Source organism: Lactobacillus sp. LL6, assembly GCF_007570935.1.
In the GTDB taxonomy this organism is placed as follows: Bacteria; Bacillota; Bacilli; order Lactobacillales; family Lactobacillaceae; genus Lactobacillus.
In genome coordinates, this window is the sequence record NZ_VLLR01000001.1 from 578,498 (window position 1) to 598,724 (window position 20,227).

A 20,227-nucleotide genomic window follows, 5' to 3' on the forward strand; every position below is an offset into this window, starting at 1 on the left:
TTTTTTGTGATATTATAAGAGATAATGCTATGCAAGGATTGAATTAAAATGGAAGTTATGCGAGAAAAAATTCAAACTTTATTTAAAAATGAAGATTTTATCCAATTAATCAAATATGGATTAATTGGTATTATAGGTTTATTTGTCGATTTTGGAGTATATGCTTTATTAACTTTGATTTTACAATTTAATCCAGAATTGGCTAATTTTATATCTTCTAGTTGTGGTTTAATAAATAACTTTTTTTGGAATAGTTATACTAATTTTAAAGTAAAAGACCATATGGTAAGACGTTTTGTGGAATATTATATTGTAGGTCAAATTACGACTTTGTTTACTACAGCATGTTTATTTGTTTTTGTTACTTTACTGCATCAAGATAAAATGATTGTAAAGATGCTAGCTACTATTGTTGCCACTCTTTTACAGTTCGGAGTAAATAAAGCTATAACTTTTAAAAAATAGGGAAATAGCATGAAATACTTAAGAAAAAATAATTTGCAAAATTGGTTAGAAAAGTTATGGCCATATTTTGCTATTTTAATAGCTATATATTTACTTATGAAAATTCAGTTAAGTAATCATAGAGTGGTATTAGATATAGATACCATGTTTCACTATAATCGATTTTATGATATTGTTGAACAATTTAGGACTGGAAAATTTTCTTATTTTCAAAGTAATTTTGGCTTTCAGCAAAGCGGACGAATCATTAATGCTTTATATGGTCCTTTATTTGCTTATTTAAATGGATTTTTGGTGTATGTATTAGGTTCATGGTATAACTATCAATTAGCTTCATACTTCATTATAGGAATTATTGGTGGATTTGGGATGTATTTATTAGCTCAAAAATGCCAAGCTAATAAAATCATTTCCACAATGATTGCTATTTTATATATTAATATTGGGGGCATTCAGACTTGGTTTGATCACACTAACTTGATGGCGTGGGGAGCAGCATTTGCACCATTTGTATTTATTGAAGGCGTAAATATGCTTCAAAATAAAGACCATCCTGTTCGCTGGGTTAGGTTAATGTTAATTATGAGCATTATTGCTCAAACTCACTTACTCAGTACAATTTTGTTCACGATTGCTTTAATTCCATTTGTAGTAATTTCTTGGATAAATAGTCCCTATAAAAAAGAATTACTAATTAACTTACTTAAAGCAGTTTTAGGTACACTATGTTTAACTGCCAATGTATGGGGAAGTTTATTATTAATTTTAAAAACTAACAATATATCACCAACTTTGAGTCATCAATTAGCGATAAATGCGTTAACTATCAGTGATTGTGGAACTCTGAGAAACACCATTTCAAAAATCACTCTAATATTGGTACTAATACAAATAATTTATGCTTGTCTAACTTGGAAAAAATCTAAGATAAACTTTATAGTATCAATAGAAGGTGGCTTGTTTTTATTGCTATCCAGTGCGATAATTCCTTGGAAAATTGTGCAAGCTAAAGCAGAGTTTTTGACTAATTATTTGCAGTTTCCACATAGGTTGTTGATTGCAGCTTATCCACTTATATTGTTAGGGATTGCAATCTCAGTTACAGAATTAAGTGATGGTAGTCTTGTTAAAAAATTGGCTTTATGTTTTGTGGGGTTGGTAATAATTGAAAATTATGCTGCTAACTATGCGCGTATCGTTCAGCGAACCACTTTTAATCATCGTGCAGTTTATGAAGTAAAGTCTAAAAAATATTTCACAGGTAAAAATATGTATAAACAAGAAAAATATTATGATTTTGTTTATGGGTTGCATGGGAAATATCAAGCAAATGGTGTAAAAGATACAAATCAAGGCAATCTTTATGTAAAAGTTGCTACACGAGGAGATTATTATAAGAATACGCTGGATTTAACTAAAGTTTGGCATTTAACCCATGATGCTAATCAAAAAGGAGAACTGTTTAATACGATTATTAAAGTTAATCCAGATTATTTACCCACATATCATAAAAAGATGACAGGATCATTAGTTGATTATTACTATATCAAAGATGTAATAGATCCTTATTTGACTCATAAATTTTCTTATCGAGTATTAAATAATGGAAGACTAGAGCTTAAGTGGAATAGTGAATCAACTAAAAAAATAACATTACCAATTATCATGTATAAACAATCTAGATTAGTTTTAAATAAAAAAGTTGTTTCGCCTCAATTAAGTTATATTGGAAATCCGCGAATAAAACAAAAATATGGTGAAAATATTGCTATTTTACAGTTTATTTCTCCAATTTGGTTTACAATATTATTTATGCTTACAGTTGTTTCCTGGATATTATTAGTGAGTTATGGAATTATTAAGATTTTAAGAAATGAAAGAGTGATATCTTGAAGAAATTATCAATAGTTGTACCTTGTTATAACGAAGAAGAGATGATTCCTCTATATTATCCAGCAACACAAAAAGTTGTTGAGCAAATGGATGTAGAAGTTGAATATTGGTTTATTAATGATGGTTCAAGTGATGGAACTTTGGATGAATTGAGAAAATTACATCAGCAACATCCTAATGTTCATTATATTTCTTTTTCAAGAAACTTTGGTAAAGAAGCGGCTTTATATGCTGGGCTCAAAGCAGCTACTGGAGATTATATAGTTGATATGGATGTAGACTTACAGGATCCGCCTGCGTTTTTACCTGAGATGTATAATTTGCTTGAAACTGGTAATTGGGATTGTATTGGCACTAGAAGAGTAGATAGAAAAGGAGAAGCGAAGTTTAAGTCCTTTTTGAGCGATATGTTTTATAAGTTTATTAATCAAATTTCTAATACTCAAATCTTGCCAGGAGTTCGGGATTATCGAATGATGACAAAACAAATGGTCAATGCAGTACTTGAAATGAAAGAATATAGTCGCTTCTCTAAGGGGATTTTTTCATGGGTAGGTTTTAGAACTAAATATTTAGACTATCATAATGTCGAAAGAGCAGCTGGTGAAAGCGATTGGACAACATGGAAATTATTTAAATATGCTTTTGATGGAATTGCCGACTTTTCCCAATTTCCTTTAAGTATTGCTGTATGGATTGGTAGTACATCGTTTGTATTAGCAATAATTGGCTTGATTGCTGTAATAGTTAGAAAAATAATTAATCCAGCGGCTGCAGTTTTTGGTTGGGCTAGTTTGGTAAGTATTATTTTATTAATTGGTGGATTGCAGTTATTATGTATTGGAATAATTGGCAGATATATTGGTAAAATATTTTTACAAGTTAAGAATAGACCAATTTATATAATTCAAGAGAAAAAATAAGACGAACTCATATTAGAGCTCGTCTTATTTTAGTATGGGTCCCCTGGGAGTCGAACCCAGATTTTAAGAACCGGAATCTTACGTGCGATCCATTACACTAAGGACCCACAACATGCAAGCTATAGTATATCAAAAAAACATTAAAAATAAAAACCTTTTCACTTGATTTAGAATATTTTTAATTTCAATCAATTTTTTCTTGAATTACTAAAAATAGATTGTTATACTAACAGTGTCGATTGGGAAATGTACGAATGAAAAACATGGTTCTGCGTTTCTCTTATATTTTTAAGCAATCTGGGACGGAAAATGACACAGATATGGTCGAATGATGTCCCAGGGGAAGGAGGGAGCTTATGAACTCGGACTTTTCCCTGCTCGAAGCTCTAGTTCCCGATGTTTTAAAGATTCTTCGACAAAGATATCTTGTTCTTGAGCAAATATCACTTAATGCTCCTGTTGGACGTAGAAGTGTTGCTCAGCGTTTAGGGCTTTCAGAGCGAAATGTTCGAACTGAGACTGAATATTTAAAAAATCTTGGTTTAATTGAAATAAAGAGTTTTGGAATGTTCTTAACTGAAAAGGGCGAGAAGACATTGCAAGATGCAGCTCCAGTAATTGATCGTTTGTTCAATGCAGGTGAAACTGAATTAAAGTTAGCAAAAAAACTTGGAATTGAACGAACTATAATAGTTCCTGGTAATAGTGATTTACAAGATCGTGTTTATCAAGAAATGGGGGAAGCTTTAAGTTCAGCGCTTAATCTGCTTTTACCATTAGGTAAGTCTATTATTACTGTTTTAGGAGGGTTAGCACTTGCTAAATCTGCAACTTATTTATCACCGCATTTAGGTGATAATCGTCAATTAGAATTTGTTCCTGGTCGTGGAGCTTTAGGTGAAAATGTTTTGACTCAAAGTAATACCATTGTTCAAGAAATGGCAGCCAGGACTTCTGGTACTTACAAGACTTTATATTTGCCAGAGCAAGTCTCTTCAAGTGCATATAAGTCCTTGATTAGAGAAGATTCAATTAGTGATTTGTTGCAAGATATTTCCCAAAGCGATGCTGTGATTCATGGAATTGGCTTGGCTCAAGAAATGGCACAGAGAAGAGGGTATAATTCAATTAAACTTTCTGAACTTCGTGAAAAGGGAGCTGTCACCGAATGTTTCGGGTGTTTCTTCGATGACAATGGAAAGATTGTTGACCGCATCACCCAGGTTGGATTGCAGTTTGAGAATCTAAAGAAAATACCTCACATATTTGCATTTGCTTGTGGCGCAAGAAAAGCAGAAGCAATCAAAGCTTATATGCCCAATGCACCTCGTCAAACCTGGTTAATTACTGATGAGGGTGCCTCAGATAAGATTTTAAAGAGGAAGTAACATTCCTGTTTAAAATAAATTGTTGTTTATAGTTCTTAAGGAGGACTTTAGGTTATGACAGTTAAAATTGGTATTAACGGTTTCGGCCGTATCGGTCGTTTAGCATTCCGTCGTATTATGGACTTGGGCGAAAAGTCAAAGGACATCGAAGTTGTTGCAATCAACGACTTGACTACTCCAGCACTTTTGGCACACTTGCTTAAGTACGACTCAACTCATGGTACTTTTGACCACGAAGTTTCAGCTACTGACGACTCAATCGTTGTAGACGGCAAGAACTACCGTGTATACGCAGAACCACAAGCTCAAAACATTCCTTGGGTTAAGAACGACGGTGTTGACTTCGTTCTTGAATGTACTGGTTTCTACACTAGCAAGGCTAAGTCACAAGCTCACCTTGATGCTGGTGCAAAGCGTGTATTGATTTCAGCACCTGCTGGTAACGACTTGAAGACTATCGTTTACTCAGTAAACCAAGACACTTTGACTGCTGATGACAAGATTGTTTCAGCTGGTTCATGTACTACTAACTCATTGGCACCAATGGTTAATGCTTTACAAAACGAATTCGGCATTGAAGTTGGTACTATGACTACTATCCACGCTTACACTTCAACTCAAATGATCTTGGATGGTCCTGTACGTGGTGGTAACTTACGTGCTGCACGTGCTGCTGCAATCAACATCATTCCTCACTCAACTGGTGCTGCTAAGGCTATTGGTCTTGTAATTCCAGAATTGAACGGTAAGTTGAACGGTCACGCACAACGTGTTCCAGTTCCAGATGGTTCTGTAACTGAATTAGTATCAATCTTGAACAAGAAGGTTACTGCTGACGAAGTTAACGCAGCTATGAAGAAGTACGAAAGTCCTTCATTTGCTTACGAACCAAACAACGTTGTTTCAAGCGATATCATTGGTATGACTGCTGGTTCAATCTTTGACCCAACTCAAACTATGGTAACTACTGCAGGTGACAAGCAATTAGTTAAGACTGTTGCTTGGTACGACAACGAATGGTCATTCACTTGCCAAATGGTTCGTACTTTGTTACACTTTGCTACTCTTTAATTAGTAGTTTAAACTGATTAACATTAAGTAGTAATGAGAAGGCGGAGGGAGATTCTTTCTCCTTCCGTCTTTTTTTAAAGAAAAAATATAAAATATTAAAATCAATTTCGGAGGGATTTTGATGGCTAAATTAATCGTTTCAGATCTCGATGTTAAAGGCAAAAAAGTTTTAGTTCGTGTAGACTTTAATGTTCCTATTAAGGGTGGCGTTATTGGTGATGACAACCGTATCGTTGCTGCACTTCCTACTATTAAGTACATCATTGAACATGGTGGTAAGGCAATTTTGCTTTCACACTTGGGTCGTATTAAGTCAGATGATGACAAGAAAGAATTATCACTTAAGCCAGTTGCTGAACGCTTAAGCGAATTACTTGATAAGCCTGTAACTTTTGTACCATCTAATGAAGGTAAAGAAGTTGAAGAAACCATCAACAACATGAAGGATGGCGACGTTGTTGTTCTTGAAAACACTCGTTTCCAAGATATTGATAACGACTTTGGTAAGCGTGAATCAGGTAATGATCCAAAACTTGGTGAATACTGGGCAAGTCTTGGCGATATGTTCGTAAATGATGCATTTGGTACTGCTCACAGAAGCCACGCATCAAACGTAGGTATTGCTACTGCTATGAAGAAGGAAGGTAAGCCTGCAGCTGCTGGATACCTTCTTGAAAAGGAAATCCAATTCTTAGGTGATGCTGTTGAAAACCCAGTTCACCCATTCGTAACTATTCTTGGTGGTGCTAAGGTATCAGACAAGATTGGTGTTATCGAAAACTTGATTCCTAAGTCAGACCACATTTTAATCGGTGGTGGTATGGCATATACTTTCTTAGCCGCTCAAGGTCACAAGATTGGTAAGTCACTCTTTGAAGCTGATAAGGTTGAACTTGCTAAGGAATTGCTTGAAAAGGCTGGCGACAAGATTGTTCTTCCAGTTGACAACGTTGCAGCAACTGAATTTTCTAACGATGCTTCACACGAAGTAGTTGGTGATGATATTCCTGATAACGAAATGGGTCTTGACATCGGTCCTAAGACTGTTGAAAAGTTCAAGGAAATCTTAAAGGATGCTAAGACTGTTGTTTGGAACGGACCAATGGGTGCTTTCGAAATGCCTAACTTTGCAGAAGGTACTTTGGAAGTTGGTCGTGCACTTGCAGATCTTAAGGATGCTGTAACTATTATTGGTGGTGGTGACTCAACTGCTGCTGCTAAGCAATTAGGTATTGCACCTAAGATTAGCCACATTTCAACTGGTGGTGGTGCTTCACTTAACTACCTTGAAGGTAAAGAATTGCCAGGTATTGCCTGCGTTTCAGACAAGTAATTAATTAGGAAAGGATACTAATAAATGCGTACACCAATTATTGCTGGTAACTGGAAGCTTCACATGAATCCAGAACAAACTGCTGAATTTGTTGAAGCAGTTAAAGGTAAGTTGCCAGACCCAAGTAAAGTAGAATCAGTTATTGCTGCTCCAGCAGTTGACCTTTACGTTTTAAAGAAGAGTGCAGAAGGTTCAAACTTGCATACTGGTGCAGAAAATGCATACTTTGAAGTTGAAGGTGCCTACACTGGTGAAACTTCACCTAAGGTTTTAAGTGACATGGGTATTAACTACTGCATTATCGGTCACTCAGAACGTCGTGGTTACTTCCACGAAACTGATGAAGACATTAACAAGAAGGCTAAGGCTTTATTTGCTAATGGTGTAACTCCAATTATCTGCTGTGGTGAATCACTTGAAACTCGTGAAGCTAACAAGCAAGATGAATGGGTTGTTGGTCAAATCAAGGCTGCTCTTGAAGGTTTGAGTGCAGAACAAGTTTCAAAGCTTGTTATTGCTTATGAACCAATTTGGGCAATCGGTACTGGTAAGACTGCTTCAAGCGACCAAGCTGAAGAAATGTGCAAGACTATCCGTGAAACTATCAAGGACTTGTACAATGAAGAAACTGCTGAAAATGTTCGTATTCAATACGGTGGTTCAGTAAAGCCTGCTAACGTTAAGGAATTAATGGCTAAGCCTGATATTGATGGTGGCTTAGTTGGTGGTGCTTCACTTGATCCAGAAAGTTTCTTAGCATTAGTTAACTACCAAGACTAATTATTAAAAAACTCTCGCACTTGCGAGAGTTTTTTGTTTTTCAAAAGCAAGTTTTTAAGGTGTTATAAAATAACAATTGCTTTCTTAAAAATGGGTGAAAAAGCCCGATATAAATTACTTTTTTATAGCAAAAAATAACTTTAATGCTTGAATTTTTACTTCAATGAAGTATAATAGCATATGGAGGTTGAAATCAGACGTTGAGGAAGACCTCCAAAATTCAGTCTCTGCCAGTTCCTTATTACTCAAAAACTATTATGGCAGAATACATCTATATCTATATCACTTTCTTGATGGACAGCTATGGGAAATCTCCCATGGCTGTCTTTCAATTTATGATAAAATTTAGTTGAGGTGTTATTTATGATTAGAAAAGCTAAAAAATCAGATTTTACATTTATTTATTCCATTTTAAAGCAAATTTTTGAAGAAATGGATATGGAAAGTATTAAAAAACTTCCAGAAAGTCAATTTTACGATTTAATGCGGTTAGGTTTTATCTCGGAATATTATCGTTATTCTTATACAAGAATTTGGGTTGTAACTGATAGTAGAGATATTCCTATTGGAATGATTGATATGTATTCTTATGAAGATCAAAAAATAATTGATTTTGCTTTGAAAAAAGAATACGTAAAAGTTGGCTTACCTCTTGATACAGTAATTTTTGATGATCAAGAAGCATGGCCCGATGAATGGTATATTGATGCTTTGGCCGTGGATCCGGAGCATTGGGGAGAACATGTTGCTAGTCGCCTAATGGATTTGGCACCTAAGATAGCCAAAGAACGAGGATATAAGTATATTAGTTTAAATGTAGACAAGGAAAACCCCCGTGCACGTAGATTATATGAACACAAGGGGTATAAGAGTATTAAAGAAATGACAATTGGTGATCGTGTATATGATCACATGGTTAAAGAAATTAATTAATATCTGGAGAAGTTTTTCTGGAAATCGGCGGGAATGTTGGCAACTTCAATGGTGTTACATGCCACTGAGTAAATAAAATTGAAATTAATAAAATAAATGGAATGTCTTCAGGACGCTGAATGTCACAAACCAATACCACACCGGAATTACCCATAATTGTTTTGACATTTGCAACATTTTTGACACCTGCTCGAAATGTGTAGGTGCCTTTTTTTATACTTCCAGTGACAAGATAATTTAATCGTGTGACATAAAATAAATTGGTCATAGGAGTATTAAATTTTTTTACTCGAACAAGGGAGTGATTAACAACATCTACGATGAATGAGGATATAATACCGCTGCTATCAGCAAAAAGTCTCCCAATTTCAGTATGGTCTGTGCGGCTCAAATAAAGAGTATGATTAGGGTTATCTAAATTTCCTTTTATGATATATTCAATTTTTCCGCTAGGACCAATAATGGGAATTTGACCATAAGCTTTATTTTGATTTAATTCAAGTAAAAAACGCATGGGGCTTCACCTCCGCTTTTAAGCATTATCTTTTATAAATTTGTTTAAAATATACGCAACTCCATTTTCATTGTTAGTTTTTGTTTCAATTTGGGCTAAATGTTTAATAGCTGGAATTGCATTACCCATAGCAACTCCAATCCCAGCATCGCGAATCATGCTTTCATCATTTAAATTGTCACCTATGGCTGCAACTTCTTCACGTTTTATTCCATTGAGTTTAGCGTAATCAAGCAAAGCAATTCCCTTTTGAGCATTAATATTATTAATTTCAATATTTGATGATGAACTTGAAGTAATTACTAAATCACCAATAGCTTCAATATCTTTTTTGATATCAACAAAAGCAGCTGGTCCGCGAGAATCAAAGGCTATAATTTTCATAATTTCTTCGGAACTATCTAAAAGTTCATAAAAATCATCAATCATTGTCATATTCATAATGGACTTATTTGCTGCAGAAATTGCTACTGCTTGTTTAAATGTCATTCCTGGATTTAAATCAACCATTAAATGAGCAATGTTCGAAATCCGCGCATTGAGGTCTTCAGAGTAAACATTATTAGTTGTTAGAATTTCAAAATAAAAATTATTTTTATGGAGTAAATCTATAATTTCTTTGGCTTTGTTTTTTGAAATTGAATGCTTAATTTTCAAATGTCCTTCTTTATCATAAACCAAGGCACCATTTAAATTAATAAATCCAGTATGGATATTTGCATCTTTTAATAAAACTTTGGATTCTTTAGGAGCACGACCAGTTGCAACTAAGAATTCAATTCCGTTTTTTTGAGCATTATGGATGGCTTCTGCATTTTCTTTTGATACAATCATATTACTGTTAAAAAGCGTCCCGTCTAAATCACAAGCGACTAATTTTATCATAAAATACCTCCCAATAATTCTTAAATCAATGATACCATAGATACAGAATAGAAAAGAGGTCGGTATTAGGTGAAAAAATTAATTGGCAATGATTGGGATAAAATATTGAGTCCAGTCTTTGAAAGTGAAGAATATCGTAATTTGCATAACTTCTTAAAAGAAGAATATTCAACGAAGCAAATTTTCCCTGATATGTATCATATTTTTACAGCATTTAAATTAACACCTTTTTCTAAAACGAAGGTTGTAATATTAGGACAAGATCCATATCATAATCCAGGACAAGCAAATGGAATGAGCTTTTCGGTAATGCCTGGAATAACTTTACCTCCATCATTAAGAAATATCTATAAAGAGCTCTATGATGATGTAGGAGCTAGACCTGTTAACCATGGTTATTTAAAAAAATGGGCTGATCAAGGTGTGTTACTCTTAAATGCAGTTTTAACAGTTCCTTATGGCCATGCAAACGGTCATCAAGGTAAAGGCTGGGAAGCAATTAGTGATGCAGCAATCAAGGCATTAAGCAATAGAGGGCATGTAGTTTTTATTCTTTGGGGTAAATTTGCTCAAAATAAAATCCCTTTGATTGATGAAAGTAAAAATTTTATCATTAAGTCATCGCACCCAAGCCCATTTTCAGCTGATAGAGGATTCTTTGGCTCTCGTCCATTTTCACGTTGTAATAAAGCACTTGAAAATTGGGGGAAAAATCCAATAGACTGGCAATTACCAGAAACAGTAACTAATAAAGATTTAGCATAAAGAAAGGATCACAAATGAGTGTATTTGAATTATTTAAGGAACAAGTAAAAAAAGCTAAAGTAAAACCAAGATTGGTTTTTCCAGAAGGAGAAGATATTAGAATCTTAGACGCAGCAACTCGCTTAGAAGCTGAAGGTTTAGTAGAGATTATTTTACTTGGAAATAAAGAAAAAATTCACGAAATTGCAAAAGAAAATGGTTTTAAATTAACTGATATTAAAATTATTGATCCAGAAACTTATCCAGATTTTGAAGAAATGTGTGAAAAGTTCGTAGAAATTCGTCACGGTAAAAATACTTTAGACGAAGCAAAGAAAATGCTTAAAACCACGACTTACTTTGGCACGATGCTTGTTAAGATGGAAATAGCAGATGGAATGGTATCAGGAGCAGCTCATTCAACGGCTGATACTGTTAGACCTGCTTTACAAATTGTGAAAACAGCTAAGGGGATGCACCGAGTAAGTGGAGTAATGATTATGGAACGTGAAGATGAACGTTACATTTTTTCAGACTGTGCTATGAATATTGATCCTGATAGTGATACTTTAGCAGAAATTGGTTATCAGGCAGCTAAAGTAGCTAAGATGGCAGAATTAGATCCTAAAGTTGCTTTTTTAAGTTTTTCTACTAAGGGTTCAGCTTCAGGAGATATGGTTACTAAAGTTCAAGAAGCAACTAGAAAGTTTCAAGATTCTCACTCTGACATTCCAGCAGATGGAGAGTTACAGTTTGATGCGGCATTTGTGCCAAGTGTTGCTAAAAGTAAGGCTCCTAATTCTAAAGTTGCTGGACATGCGAATGTATTCATTTTTCCAGAGCTTCAATCAGGAAATATTGGGTATAAGATCGCCCAACGACTTGGAAACTTCAGTGCAGTAGGTCCAGTACTTGAGGGATTAGCTGCTCCAATTAATGATTTATCACGTGGAGCAAGCAGTGAAGATGTTTATTTAATGGGTATTTTGACAGCTGCTCAAGTACTTGCAAAGGATGAATAAGATGAAATTGGAAATTAATTCTGCACAAGAAATGCAAAAATTAGGCAGTAGTTTAGCAAAAACTGCTAAGCCTCATGATTTGCTTTTGCTTAATGGAGATTTAGGTGCTGGAAAAACTACAATGACTCAAGGTTTGGGACGTGAGTTAGGGATTAGGCGTCCTGTTAAAAGTCCTACTTTTACAATTGTCAGAGAATATCGTGAAGGAAAGATGCCACTTTTTCATATGGATTTTTATCGCTTGGAAAATGATGACTTGTCTTCAATTGATTTAAATAGTTATTTAGCTGAACCTGGATTAGTTGTTATTGAATGGCCACAATTGATTATGCACGATTTACCTGATGATTATTTGCAACTTGTGATTACTCGTGTGGATGATAGTTGGAATTCTACAAAGCGTGAAGTAGAATTTAATGTAAAAGGTAAAAGAAGTGAAGAATGGCTTCAAGATACACTAAAGGAATTTCATAATTAATAAGTGTAATCTTTTCCTCTTAGGCATAGATTGGATTACAATAGTGATGTAAACGGTTTATAAATAGGAGGTTATTTATGAAGTATCCAAAAACTGAAGAAATTTTGAATCAACTTGTTGCAGACTTAACTCAAGCTCACATGGTTGTTCACCAACACCATTGGTATATGTTGGGACATCGTTTTATTAAGATTCACTTTTATTTGGACCATGTGATGGAAGAATTAGCCAATCAGCAAGACACAGTTGCAGAAAGATTGATTGAAATCAATGGTAGTCCAATTTCTACTTATGAAGAAGTTTTGGGATTAACTAAGATTCCAGATCAAGCAGGTAGTTGGGATATGCCAATGGATGAAAGAATTCAATTGATTTTAAACGCATATAAGCAACTTCGTGATGATTATGAAAAGGGAATCAAAATTAGTGCCGATGAAGGCGATGACTCAACTAATGATATGTTGATTGAATTCCATACTGCTATTGAAAAGCGGATTTGGATTTTAGCAGCAGAAATTGGTCAACGTCCTGGCGAAGGCGAATAAAATAAATTGATTATAAAAAATGATTCGATACTTATGTACCGAATCATTTTTTATAATTGATAAATTAAATTTTTAATAGCTTCATTTCCAAATTTTTGGTTCTGCTTAATTAATATTCCAGCACATGCTTCGCTATCGCTTAATGCATTATGATGATGCCAGAGTTTAACACCAAGGGCATTTGAAACAGTATCCAATTTATGATTAGTTAAATTGGGTTCAAAAGTTTTACTAGTTTTCAAGGTATCTATAACTAGGTAATGGGGTTCGTCAATTCCATAACGCGCTAATGACTTCTTCATTACATTTGTATCAAAGCGAGCATTATGCGCTGCTACTAACATTCCTGGCTGATATAAGTCTTTGATTTTTGACCAGACTTCTGCCATTGTAGGGGCATCTTTAACATCATCAGCAGTAATATCATGAATTTTAATATTACGTGCATCAAATGGCATTTGAGGATTAATTACCGTGTAAAAACGATCAACAATCTTATTATCTCTAACCATTACTAAAGCGAGTGAACAAGCACTTTCAGGGTAACGATTCGCAGTTTCAAAATCCATTGCAATAAAATTCATAAAAATCTCCTCTAAAGAAGATTTTAGCATAATTAATGAGGTAAAATATATAGGAAGAATGAGGGAGGGTCTATTTTTGAAATTACTTGATTTAAAAAAAGACGGAATTGATATTCAAGAACAAATTCCGCTTAGCAAATATACATTTACTAAGACTGGTGGACCAGCTGAATTTTTAGCTTTTCCTACAAATATTGATGAATTAAAGAAACTACTTAAAGTTGCTAAAGAAAACAAAATTCCATTAACGGTGATTGGAAATGCATCAAATTTAATTATTCGTGATGGTGGAATTGATGGTTTAGTAATTATTTTAACCAAAATGAATAAAATTATGGTTAATGGCGAAGAAGTTGTGGCTGAAGCTGGTGCAAAAATCATTGATACTGCTTTTACTGCAGCACGTGCAGGTTTGAGCGGAATGGAATTTGCGGCAGGAATTCCAGGTAGCATTGGAGGCGGCGTTTTCATGAATGCTGGTGCCTATGGCGGTGAAATGCGCGAAGTAGTTGAAAAAGTTGAAGTCATTACTCCAAATGGAGAGATGAAGTCATATTCAAATGAAGAAATGCAATTTTCTTACCGTCATTCCTTAATTCAAGAAAATGATGAAATTGTTTTGCAAGCTACTTTTAAATTAAAACCAGGTAAAAAGAGTAAAATCTTAGATGAAATGGAATATTTGAATGCTTTGCGTCGTTATAAACAACCTTTAGAATATCCATCTTGCGGCAGTGTGTTTAAGCGTCCTAAAGGTCACTTTGTAGGACCAATGATTATTGAAGCAGGTCTTCAAGGAAAACAAATCGGTGGAGCACAGGATTCAACTAAACATGCTGGCTTTATCGTTAATAAAGGTGGCGCCACTGCAACTGATTATCTTGATTTAATCCATTTGATTCAAAAAACAATTAAAGAAAAGTTTGACATAGATTTGCATACAGAAGTAAGAATTATCGGTAATAATAAAGAAAATTAATGACAAGCTACAGGCTATTTAGGCTTGTAGCTATTTTTATGTATGGAGAAAAAAATGGCACTTATTGAATTGAAAAATATAAATAAGCGTTATGATGATGGGTTTATAGCGTTAAAAAATATTAATTTAAAAATTGAATCTGGAAAATTTTATTCGCTCTTAGGACCAAGTGGTTCAGGAAAATCTACTATTTTACGGATAATAGCTGGTTTTAGTCAGCCAACTGAAGGAGAAGTTTTATTAGATGGGAAAAATATCACAGATATGGATCCTGCAAAAAGGCCTGTAAATACAGTGTTTCAAAATTATGCGTTATTTCCGCATTTAAATGTTTTTGAAAATGTGGCTTTTGGATTAAAGATAAAAAAAGAAGCCATGAATAAAATTAAACCGGCAGTTAAAGCAGCTTTAAAAATGGTACGTCTTGATGGCTATGCCAATCGTGAAATTTCAGAACTATCAGGTGGTCAGCAGCAACGTGTTGCCATTGCAAGAGCAATTGTTAATGAACCCAAGGTTTTACTTTTAGATGAATCTTTATCTGCATTGGATAAACGATTAAGAAAAGAAATGCAATTTGAATTGCGTGCTATGCAAAAAAAGTTAGGGATTACTTTTATTTTTGTTACTCATGATCAAGAAGAAGCTCTTTCAATGAGTGATGAAATTTTTGTGCTAAATGATGGAAAAATTCAGCAGAGTGGTACACCCGTAGATATTTATGATGAACCAATTAATGATTTTGTAGCTCGTTTTATTGGTGATTCTAATATTTTACCAGGACGAATGATTAAAGATTATGAAGTAGAATTTGCTGGTAAAAAGTTTGAATGTGCTGATGCTGGTATCAAAGCGAATGAAAAAGTAGAAGTAGTAATTCGACCAGAGGATCTTGATATTACTACTCCAGAAAAAGGCAAGCTTGTTGTTACTTCACTTAGCCAATTATTTTTAGGAGATCATTTTGAAATTAAAGCGGTTGATATGGATGAGAATGAATGGCTTATCCAATCTACTAATGGTGTGAAAATAGGTAAAAGAATTGGACTTTATTTTGATCCAGAAGATATTCATGTTATGAGGATGCATGAAAGTCAAGCCGAGTTTGATGCAAGACTAGAAAGTTATGAGGGAGGAGAAAATTAGTGAAAAATAAAAAAGCACTGTTTCTTATTCCGTATTATTTGTGGATTTTGCTTTTTGTAATTTTGCCAATTTTATTAATTGCCTGGTATGCCTTAACAGATAGTAATAATCACTTTACTTTAAATAATTTTGTACAATTTTTTAAAAATGGTACCTTTTTAAGGATGATGTTTAATTCATTTTGGTATGCTTTTTTGATTACATTGTTAACTTTAGTAATTTCATATCCAGCAGCTTATTTTTTAACTAAGGTAAAAAATCAACAACTATGGCTGTTATTAATCATTTTACCTACATGGATTAATCTCTTACTTAAAGCTTATGCTTTTATTGGAATCTTGGGTAATGATGGATTAGTAAATAAATTTTTACATTTATTTGGAATTGGACCAGTAAATCTCTTGTTTACAGATTTTGCTTTTATTTTTGTTGCAACTTATATTGAAATTCCATTTATGATTTTACCAATTTATAATGCAATCAAAGAAATTAATCCAGCAGTTATTCAAGCTTCTGAAGATTTAGGGGCTTCTCATTTTCAGACTTTCTATTATGTACTTTGGCCCCTTTCTAAGCCAGGTGTGGAAAGTGGAGTCCAAGCTATTTTTATTCCATCTTTGTCTTTATTTATGCTTACAAGGTTGATTGGCGGTAATCGCGTAATTACATTGGGAACAGCAATTGAAGAGTATTTTATGACAACAATGAATTGGAATATGGGAGCAACTATCGGGGTTATCTTAATTATTTTAATGATAATTGTTATGCTCTTAACAGGAAGCAAACGAAAGAAAAAGAGGGTTAATTTATGAGAAAAAACGTTATAGGAAAAATATATTTAACTCTTACTTTAATTATTCTTTATGTGCCAATTTTTTATCTTATATATTTTTCTTTTTCTAGTGGAAAAAATATGAATAAGTTTGGCAAATTTACTTGGCAGCATTATCAGACTCTTTTTCAAGATAATCGTTTGCTAGCTATCTTTTTAGAAACGATTCTTTTAGCGCTGTTGTCAAGTTTGATTGCTACTATTATTGGTACAATGGGTGCATTTGCAATAGCCATGGCAAGAAAAAAATCTCAAAAGAAAACTTTGTTAAGTTTGAATAATGTGTTAATGGTTTCTCCTGATGTAATTATAGGGGCGAGTTTTTTAATATTTTTTACTGCTTTAGGCTTTGGTCTGAATTTTGGCTCCGTCTTGCTTAGTCATATTGCGTTTTCAATACCTATTGTGGTTTTAATGGTTTTGCCACGATTAGAAGAAATGGATTTTTCTTTAATTGATGCTGCACGAGATTTGGGAGCTAATTCTTATCAAGTTTTTAGTAGAGTAATGCTGCCTGTATTAATGCCGGGGATTTTTTCTGGATTATTTATGGCGCTAACGTATTCTTTAGATGATTTTGCAGTTACATTTTTTGTAACCGGAAATGGTTTTTCAACTCTTTCTGTTGAAATATATTCACGAGCAAGACAAGGAATTGATTTAGAAATTAATGCTTTGAGTACAGTTATGTTTTTATTTGTTTTAGTTTTAGTAGGAATATATTATTTTTTGACTAAACAAAAAACACGCAGAAAGATTGGAGGGTTGATTAAATGAAAAAAGTATTGTGGATTATTACTGCAATTTTACTTGCTTGCATGGGGTTAGGATATGCAGCAGTAAAGCTCGATCAGCCTGCTATCAAAACTAAAAAGCAAAATCTAATAATTTATAATTGGGGTGATTATATAGATCCAACTCTAATTAAAAAGTTTGAAAAAAAGTATGGATATCATGTGGTTTATGAAACTTTTGATTCCAATGAAGCTATGTATACTAAAATCAAACAAGGTGGAACTGCATATGATTTAACAATTCCATCAGAATATATGGTGACTAAAATGCGAAAAGCTAAGTTGCTTGCTAAAATTAATACTAAAAAAATTTCAAATATGAAATATATTGGAAAGAGCTTTTTGCATAAATCATTTGATCAAAATAATGATTACTCAGTACCTTATTTTTGGGGAACTTTAGGAATTGTATACAACGACAAGTTTGTTAAAAGAGGGACTATTAAAACTTGGAACAATTTATGGAATAAAAAGTATCGTCATCAGATTTTATTAGTTGATTCGGCAAGGGATGCTATGGGAATGGCGTTAGCCTCATTGGGATATTCAATGAATACAACTAGTAGCTTAAAATTGCATTTGGCTCAAACTAAGCTAGATGCTTTAGGTCCTAATATTAAAGCAATTATTTCAGATGAAATGAAAATGTATTTAGTACAAAATGAGGCAGCCGTTGGGGTAACATGGTCTGGAGAAGCTCACGAAATGATGGAGCAAAATCCTCACCTGCATTATGTAGTGCCAAGTGAGGGATCTAACTTATGGTTTGATAATTTTGTAATTCCTAAAACTGCAAAGAATAAAGAAGCAGCATATAAATTTATTAATTATATGTTGGAGCCTAAAAATGCGGCTAAGAATGCTGAATATGTGGGGTATGCGACTCCAAATATAGCAGCACAAAAATTATTACCTGAAAAAGTACGTGATGATAGACAATTTTACCCCAATCGAAATACATTAAATCATTTACAAGTATTTAAAGATTTAGGTACTAAAAAAACTCAAGAGTATAATGATTTATTCTTAGAATTTAAAATGTATGCTCGTTAATAAAGAAGTTAGGTATAATTAATAGCTAGAAAGGAGAAGCTATGAATTTTAACCTATCAAATGTTCTTACTTGGAATAATTTAGCAGTTATTTTAGATATTTTGATTATTTGGTATCTAGTATATCGTTTGATAATGCTTATTAAGGGTACTAAAGCTGTTCAACTTGCTAAAGGAATTGTCTTTATTTTTATTGTAAGAATTGTTGCCGGCTTATTGCATTTGAATGCACTGACTTATATTGTCGATCAAATAGTATCTTGGTCAGTTGTCGGAATTATTGTGATTTTTCAGCCTGAAATTAGACGTGGATTGGAAAAGCTGGGTCGCACTCCGCTTTTTGGTGGCAGAGAAGGAAATGCTCATGATGAATCGGTTAAGTTTATTAATGAGCTTGATAAGGCAATTCAGTATATGTCTAAGCGTAGAATTGGGGCTTTGATTACAATTCAGCAAGAAACTGGTCTTGATGATTATATTGAAACTGGAATTAAACTTGATGCCGATGTAACAGGAGAATTATTGATTAATATATTTATTCCTAATACTCCTTTGCATGATGGTGCTGTAATTATTAATAAAAATCGTATTGCAGTTGCAGCTGCTTACTTGCCTTTATCAGATAGTACAATGATTCCTAAACGTTTAGGCACTCGTCACCGGGCAGCTGTAGGAATTTCAGAGGTAACAGATGCTATTACTATCGTTGTATCTGAAGAAACTGGTGGAGTAACTATTACTCGGAATGGACGCCTGCTTTTAGATATGACACGAGAAGAATATATGAAGTATTTAACTGCGGAACTTGTACCCAAGAAAGAAAAAGATAATCGTTGGTATCAACGACTATTTAATAAAATCTGGAAATGGGGTGCAGGCAAGTGAAAAAGGATTTTTGGAGTAGACCCTGGGTCTTAAAAGTTGTGTCATTACTTATTGCTATTTTAATTGTAGTTTATATTGACTCTACCCAACCTGGATTTTTAACTCAAGGAGAAAATAAGGTCACTCAGCAAACCGCTAGTGAAACTCAAACTGTAAAGATTCCTCTACAAGTTTCAGTTGATACTGATAAGTATTATGTGGTAGGCTATCCTGAAAAGGTAAGTGTAACTTTGGAAGGTTCTAATGCCTTAGTTACCTCAGCTGTTAATACACAGAATTTTCGTGCTTATATTGATTTAACCCATAAAAAAATCGGTAAGCATACTGTTAAGGTTCAGATTAGTGGTTTAAGCAATCAATTGTCATATTCAGTTAATCCTAAAACTGTAAATATTGATATTGAAAAAAGAAAATCAACTACTATGCCTGTTCAAATAGAGTATAATAAAAATGCTGTGGCAAATGGTTATAAAGTTGGTAAGACTTCTGTAAATCCACAAAAAGTTGAAGTAACAGGAGCAAATGCAGAGGTCAATCAAATTGATCAAATAGTTGCAAAAGCTGACTTACCTAATAATATTGACCATGATTATGAACGCCAAGTAATTTTGCAAGCCTTGGATAAACGAGGTCATCAATTGAATGTTGTTATTCAACCGTCAACTGCAAAGGTGACAGTTCCTATTTCAATTGCTAGCAAGAAAGTAAAGATTGATTTAGACTCCAAGAATGAAGAAAGTAATAAAGTTTATTCCGTTACCGCAAGAAGTGACGAAGTAACTTTATTTGGTGATAAAGAAAAATTGGCAAAAATTAATCGTTTGAAAGTTGCTGTTGATTTGCATAATGTAGATTCTTCAACAACTAAGGCAGTTCCGATCAAATTACCAGCTGGAGTAGTGCGATCAGATCCAAGTGGCGTGATAGTTCAAATTAAGGTAAAAGATGCGTCAACTGCAAAATAAAAATAGAAAAGTTATT

General features: G+C 33.7%; 22 protein-coding genes. 19 read left to right on the plus strand and 3 right to left on the minus strand.

Features of this window, described 5'->3' with window-relative positions:
• Positions 1 to 57: 57 nt before the first annotated feature.
• The 8 genes from FOD82_RS02920 (at position 58) to FOD82_RS02960 (ending at position 8,786) form a co-directional block, all read left to right on the plus strand.
• The gene (locus tag FOD82_RS02920; protein WP_144356007.1) at positions 58 to 465 is read left to right on the plus strand and encodes a GtrA family protein; all 408 of its coding nucleotides are present in this window, start codon (positions 58 to 60) and stop codon (positions 463 to 465) included.
• Positions 466 to 474: 9 nt separating this feature from the next.
• Positions 475 to 2,358, plus strand: coding sequence for a hypothetical protein (locus FOD82_RS02925; protein ID WP_144355000.1), 1,884 nt, complete (start codon positions 475 to 477; stop codon positions 2,356 to 2,358).
• A complete protein-coding gene (locus tag FOD82_RS02930; protein WP_144355001.1) occupies positions 2,355 to 3,281 on the plus strand; it encodes a glycosyltransferase family 2 protein in 927 nt (308 codons plus the stop codon). The genes FOD82_RS02925 and FOD82_RS02930 overlap by 4 nt, the downstream gene beginning before the upstream one ends.
• A gap of 356 nt (positions 3,282 to 3,637) precedes the next feature.
• Complete coding sequence (locus FOD82_RS02940; RefSeq protein WP_144355002.1) at positions 3,638 to 4,669, plus strand: sugar-binding domain-containing protein; 1,032 nt, start codon at positions 3,638 to 3,640, stop codon at positions 4,667 to 4,669.
• 54 nt (positions 4,670 to 4,723) lie between these two features.
• The gene (gap, locus tag FOD82_RS02945) at positions 4,724 to 5,740 is read left to right on the plus strand and encodes a type I glyceraldehyde-3-phosphate dehydrogenase (protein ID WP_144355003.1); all 1,017 of its coding nucleotides are present in this window, start codon (positions 4,724 to 4,726) and stop codon (positions 5,738 to 5,740) included.
• 121 nt (positions 5,741 to 5,861) lie between these two features.
• Positions 5,862 to 7,073: a phosphoglycerate kinase gene (locus FOD82_RS02950; protein ID WP_144355004.1), complete on the plus strand. Its 1,212-nt coding sequence runs from the start codon at positions 5,862 to 5,864 to the stop codon at positions 7,071 to 7,073.
• A gap of 24 nt (positions 7,074 to 7,097) precedes the next feature.
• On the plus strand, positions 7,098 to 7,853 hold the full coding sequence (tpiA, locus tag FOD82_RS02955) for a triose-phosphate isomerase (protein WP_144355005.1): 756 nt from the start codon (positions 7,098 to 7,100) through the stop codon (positions 7,851 to 7,853).
• A 363-nt stretch (positions 7,854 to 8,216) separates the two neighbouring features.
• Positions 8,217 to 8,786, plus strand: a complete 570-nt coding sequence (locus FOD82_RS02960; RefSeq protein ID WP_144355006.1) for a GNAT family N-acetyltransferase — start codon at positions 8,217 to 8,219, stop codon at positions 8,784 to 8,786.
• Here FOD82_RS02960 and FOD82_RS02965 read toward each other — a convergent pair.
• Both FOD82_RS02965 and FOD82_RS02970 read right to left on the minus strand, forming a co-directional pair.
• On the minus strand, positions 8,779 to 9,300 hold the full coding sequence (locus FOD82_RS02965; RefSeq protein WP_144355007.1) for a hypothetical protein: 522 nt from the start codon (positions 9,298 to 9,300) through the stop codon (positions 8,779 to 8,781). The two genes, FOD82_RS02960 and FOD82_RS02965, sit on opposite strands and share 8 nt — an antisense overlap.
• A gap of 18 nt (positions 9,301 to 9,318) precedes the next feature.
• Complete coding sequence (locus FOD82_RS02970) at positions 9,319 to 10,185, minus strand: Cof-type HAD-IIB family hydrolase (protein ID WP_144355008.1); 867 nt, start codon at positions 10,183 to 10,185, stop codon at positions 9,319 to 9,321.
• 69 nt (positions 10,186 to 10,254) lie between these two features.
• Here FOD82_RS02970 and FOD82_RS02975 point away from each other — a divergent pair, with 69 nt between their 5' ends.
• The 4 genes from FOD82_RS02975 (at position 10,255) to FOD82_RS02990 (ending at position 12,974) form a co-directional block, all read left to right on the plus strand.
• Positions 10,255 to 10,950 carry a uracil-DNA glycosylase gene (locus tag FOD82_RS02975; protein ID WP_144355009.1) on the plus strand — a complete coding sequence of 232 codons (696 nt, stop codon included), beginning with the start codon at positions 10,255 to 10,257 and terminating at the stop codon, positions 10,948 to 10,950.
• 14 nt (positions 10,951 to 10,964) lie between these two features.
• A complete protein-coding gene (gene pta, locus FOD82_RS02980) occupies positions 10,965 to 11,951 on the plus strand; it encodes a phosphate acetyltransferase (protein ID WP_144355010.1) in 987 nt (328 codons plus the stop codon).
• 1 nt (position 11,952) lies between these two features.
• A complete protein-coding gene (gene tsaE, locus FOD82_RS02985) occupies positions 11,953 to 12,429 on the plus strand; it encodes a tRNA (adenosine(37)-N6)-threonylcarbamoyltransferase complex ATPase subunit type 1 TsaE (protein ID WP_144355011.1) in 477 nt (158 codons plus the stop codon).
• Between the two features lie 77 nt (positions 12,430 to 12,506).
• The gene (locus FOD82_RS02990; protein ID WP_144355012.1) at positions 12,507 to 12,974 is read left to right on the plus strand and encodes a DNA starvation/stationary phase protection protein; all 468 of its coding nucleotides are present in this window, start codon (positions 12,507 to 12,509) and stop codon (positions 12,972 to 12,974) included.
• A 50-nt stretch (positions 12,975 to 13,024) separates the two neighbouring features.
• On the opposite strand, the gene FOD82_RS02995 is transcribed toward FOD82_RS02990, so the two are convergent.
• Complete coding sequence (locus FOD82_RS02995; RefSeq protein WP_144355013.1) at positions 13,025 to 13,558, minus strand: 3'-5' exonuclease; 534 nt, start codon at positions 13,556 to 13,558, stop codon at positions 13,025 to 13,027.
• Between the two features lie 76 nt (positions 13,559 to 13,634).
• Here FOD82_RS02995 and murB point away from each other — a divergent pair, with 76 nt between their 5' ends.
• The 7 genes from murB to FOD82_RS03030 are packed head-to-tail and all read left to right on the plus strand — an operon-like array spanning position 13,635 to position 20,211.
• Positions 13,635 to 14,537 carry a UDP-N-acetylmuramate dehydrogenase gene (gene murB, locus FOD82_RS03000; RefSeq protein ID WP_144355014.1) on the plus strand — a complete coding sequence of 301 codons (903 nt, stop codon included), beginning with the start codon at positions 13,635 to 13,637 and terminating at the stop codon, positions 14,535 to 14,537.
• Positions 14,538 to 14,591: 54 nt separating this feature from the next.
• Positions 14,592 to 15,683: an ABC transporter ATP-binding protein gene (locus FOD82_RS03005; protein ID WP_144355015.1), complete on the plus strand. Its 1,092-nt coding sequence runs from the start codon at positions 14,592 to 14,594 to the stop codon at positions 15,681 to 15,683.
• Positions 15,683 to 16,495, plus strand: a complete 813-nt coding sequence (locus tag FOD82_RS03010; RefSeq protein ID WP_144355016.1) for an ABC transporter permease — start codon at positions 15,683 to 15,685, stop codon at positions 16,493 to 16,495. Before FOD82_RS03005 ends, FOD82_RS03010 begins: the two co-directional genes overlap by 1 nt.
• The gene (locus FOD82_RS03015; protein WP_144355017.1) at positions 16,492 to 17,292 is read left to right on the plus strand and encodes an ABC transporter permease; all 801 of its coding nucleotides are present in this window, start codon (positions 16,492 to 16,494) and stop codon (positions 17,290 to 17,292) included. Before FOD82_RS03010 ends, FOD82_RS03015 begins: the two co-directional genes overlap by 4 nt.
• On the plus strand, positions 17,289 to 18,362 hold the full coding sequence (locus FOD82_RS03020) for an ABC transporter substrate-binding protein (protein WP_144355018.1): 1,074 nt from the start codon (positions 17,289 to 17,291) through the stop codon (positions 18,360 to 18,362). The genes FOD82_RS03015 and FOD82_RS03020 overlap by 4 nt, the downstream gene beginning before the upstream one ends.
• 41 nt (positions 18,363 to 18,403) lie before the next feature.
• Positions 18,404 to 19,246: a diadenylate cyclase CdaA gene (cdaA, locus tag FOD82_RS03025; RefSeq protein WP_144355019.1), complete on the plus strand. Its 843-nt coding sequence runs from the start codon at positions 18,404 to 18,406 to the stop codon at positions 19,244 to 19,246.
• Entirely contained in the window at positions 19,243 to 20,211 is a 969-nt protein-coding gene (locus FOD82_RS03030; RefSeq protein WP_347337946.1) for a CdaR family protein, read from the plus strand. The genes cdaA and FOD82_RS03030 overlap by 4 nt, the downstream gene beginning before the upstream one ends.
• Positions 20,212 to 20,227 lie beyond the last annotated feature (16 nt).